The sequence below is a fragment of the Endozoicomonas sp. SESOKO2 genome (assembly GCF_024606245.1).
GTDB lineage: Bacteria > Pseudomonadota > Gammaproteobacteria > Pseudomonadales > Endozoicomonadaceae > Endozoicomonas_A.
In genome coordinates this window covers 1-3,008 of the sequence record NZ_JAHHPQ010000267.1, presented here as the reverse complement: position 1 = coordinate 3,008, position 3,008 = coordinate 1, and the positions used below count along the sequence as shown (strand labels likewise).

The window sequence follows — 3,008 nt, the reverse complement described above, 5'->3', positions numbered from 1 at the left end:
TTTTTAGGGTATATCAGATGGGGTATTTATTGAAACACAGTTTTATTTGATAAAAGTAATTCAATTAAATCAATGAGTTAAAGCTTTTTCAATATTCTGCCAGAAATTACTTACATTTAGTGGTAAAAGTAAGTATTCAAGATAATCACCTCCCTGTCACTCACCCTCTGGCTTTAGCTCAACATCCAGATTCGAACGACTGCGAACGTCCAACCTCAACGTCGTCTTATCTTTCAGTCTGAGAACCTGGCCATGCCCATTTTCATAGTGATCAGCAGAACGACCCGAAGTATATCGCCAGAATTCGCAAGTCAGATCCCTCCTGTTAAGCCGAGCCGACAAAGGCGGCGTCAGGTGAGCGAAACGAAAGAACCGGGAGTATTTGTGATGCGGCATTGCCCCTGTTTGTTCTGATCAATGAACAGACTGATAACCTTGTCGCTTATATCGGTGATAAAAATAGCAGGCTGCTCCGATGACTGACGCCGTTCCAACAAAAACGACACTTCCAACTACAGCAGGAATAATGATTTTATTATTATCAGAGGGAAAATTAATAGATTTGCCCATACACCCATCCGGAAAATCGTAAAACTGCGGTTTATAAGGCATATTCCAGCTGGCGACACAATCACTCTCTCCACAGTTAATTATCCCGCAACTCTCAGCACCAGTTTCGCAAACAGAGCTTATTTTGACAGTGCATTTTTCTGGTATATCTAGAAAAATATTTGTAGCTTGTCCAGCACCATCGCCTTTTGTACAAAAGTCCCATAATAACCCTTTGTATTTAAAGTGCGGAATGGCACATGATCCGTCATTAGGTAACAACGGTCGAGAATGGCTTGTTACACCAATGTGAAGAAACCCATCATCGCCCCTAAAATAATAGCTGTCATCATCCCCCCAATATGGGCATGTAAACCAACCTCTGCTTCCCCAAGAGTTAACAGCCACAGTACAAACTTCTTTATTCTTTGGGTTAGTAAAATTGCCAACCGCATTACCCTCATGACAAGCCGTCCAAGTCAATTTTTCATGTCTAATGTATAAAAAAGATACAGGGCAATTTTTGTCATTAACGTACGGAATGCATGGATCCGTAGGCAGAAAATTGTCAGATCCATAATAATCAATTTTACACTTACAATCATCTTCACAACTAAACGGGTAATTCATAGATATATGATCATATTCATAAACACTTATTTCACATGTTGTCTGTGTGCGTGGAATAAAACATGTAGCATCTTGACAAACTTTATTAATGGGAAACCACGTTAGATCTTTACAATCAAAAAAAACATTAGCAGTATCTTGAAAACTAAATGAAATGTTAGATGGACATTTTATAACTCCATCTTTGGTAGTATTAACAGATTGGTAAGACTCATCAGCAAGCAATGAGGTAACTGCCTGTGAGCTAATAATTACAATTTGTAATAAAACATAGAGACAAGAAGTTTTCATAATAAATGCCCTGATCAACTTCAAACAAGCCATGAAAAATAAACAGGTTTGACTTGCCGGGCTCAGTATAGCCGCATAAACCCTTAAATCAGTGGTTGCCGACAGACAATCCACTGGATTTTATTGTCAGGTGGCGTGTTAGTTGTTGGGGAGGCGTTGACGGATGAGTAATTCTAGCTGTTCTATTTTTTCGTCGCTACGTTTAAAGCCTGCAAGGGTGGCTTCAGTAAGAGCACCAATGGCAGCTTTAATTTCTGAAAGTTCACGGTCATGCTGTGCAATGCGCAACCGATTTTCCCGCTGGTTTTCCAGTACAATCTTCTGTGTTTCCCCGCTAATCTCGATGAGCCGGTGTACGGCGTTATCCAGCGATTCAAAATGGGATTCAAGTCTCTCTGCACGATGCTGCAGTGACATACTGCGTTCCGTTATCAATTATTGTGCAAGCAGTCAGCGTAGCAGATACTGAGAGATTGCACAGAGACACCTAACATAGGGTTATGTTGCTACCTAAACAATTCAGAATGTGACCCCAGACGCTCAAAGAATATTTTATCTTCTACCACTGCATAGATTAATAACCAGTCTGGCTCTATGTGACATTCTCGATAGCCGCGATAGTTACCAGTCAGGGAATGGTCTTTGTATCTCGCTGCAAGTGGTCTATCTTCTATGAGCCGGTCTGTGACTTTTTTTAATTTTGAGCAATCTTTACCCTGCTTCTTTGCTTTTTTAACGTCCCTTTTGAATTGATTCGTACTGACTGGCTTTAGCATCATTAAATATCCAAGTCATCGTACATTTCCTGAGCGTTTTCGTAGTGCGTTAAACCAACCCCTTTCTCTGTGTCGTCAAAGGCTTTAAGGGTTTCTTCATTAGGTATACGAACATCAAAAGGTAATCCATTGCACAAACCTACTTGCTTATAAAACAAGGTGATTGCATCTGTTGCGTTCAGCCCCAGTTTCTTGAATATCGCTTCTGCATGTTCCTTCACATCAGGCTCTATTCTGGCTCGGATCATTGCGCTTTTGCTCATTTTTAAGTACCCCTATGCGTCATATTGTTCTGTACAGTGTCATTGTAGATCATTTGGGGTACAGTGCAAACGCAACATAACAAACGCTTCCAATTCGTGGCTTCGCCACCCGACCGCCCTTCGGTCGGCGTCTGAAGCTGAGGGATATACTGCACACTCGGTATAATATCATCAACAACCGTACCACGAAGCATACTATCATGGCAGGGAAGCAACTCTCGGAGAAATCGCAAAGGCCGACCATAGCATACGCATGGCCAAAGCTTATACGACATTGCTAGCCCACCCTGACAGTGTCATACAGCAGCGAGGCCGTGACCTAAAGCTCTACGAAGAGATCCTGCGTGACGACCAGTTAAAATCCTGTTTCCAGCAAATACGTCTGACTGTCTCACAGTGACTAGTAAGTATTTCAGCTGCGAATTTCAGACAAAAGCTCTGGATGATTGTCCAGCAGTCTGAACAGTTTTACCAGTGAAAGTGGTGGTTTGGTTTTGCC

Annotated in this window: 6 protein-coding genes; all 6 read right to left on the bottom strand. The window is 41.8% G+C overall.

The window, feature by feature from the left end:
- Positions 1 to 156: 156 nt before the first annotated feature.
- Positions 157 to 396, bottom strand: a complete 240-nt coding sequence (locus tag KDK17_RS06245) for a hypothetical protein (protein ID WP_257287617.1) — start codon at positions 394 to 396, stop codon at positions 157 to 159.
- An 18-nt stretch (positions 397 to 414) separates the two neighbouring features.
- Positions 415 to 1,470 (bottom strand): hypothetical protein, encoded by a 1,056-nt coding sequence (locus KDK17_RS06240; protein ID WP_257287616.1) that lies wholly within the window; start codon positions 1,468 to 1,470, stop codon positions 415 to 417.
- Positions 1,471 to 1,608: 138 nt separating this feature from the next.
- Positions 1,609 to 1,887: a hypothetical protein gene (locus KDK17_RS06235; protein ID WP_257281774.1), complete on the bottom strand. Its 279-nt coding sequence runs from the start codon at positions 1,885 to 1,887 to the stop codon at positions 1,609 to 1,611.
- An 89-nt stretch (positions 1,888 to 1,976) separates the two neighbouring features.
- Positions 1,977 to 2,246 (bottom strand): type II toxin-antitoxin system YafQ family toxin, encoded by a 270-nt coding sequence (locus KDK17_RS06230; protein ID WP_257281775.1) that lies wholly within the window; start codon positions 2,244 to 2,246, stop codon positions 1,977 to 1,979.
- Positions 2,247 to 2,248: 2 nt separating this feature from the next.
- Positions 2,249 to 2,509, bottom strand: a complete 261-nt coding sequence (locus tag KDK17_RS06225) for a type II toxin-antitoxin system RelB/DinJ family antitoxin (RefSeq protein WP_257281776.1) — start codon at positions 2,507 to 2,509, stop codon at positions 2,249 to 2,251.
- A 412-nt stretch (positions 2,510 to 2,921) separates the two neighbouring features.
- On the bottom strand, positions 2,922 to 3,008 hold an 87-nt coding region (locus KDK17_RS19485), incomplete at its 5' end, for a type II toxin-antitoxin system MqsA family antitoxin (protein ID WP_368736475.1).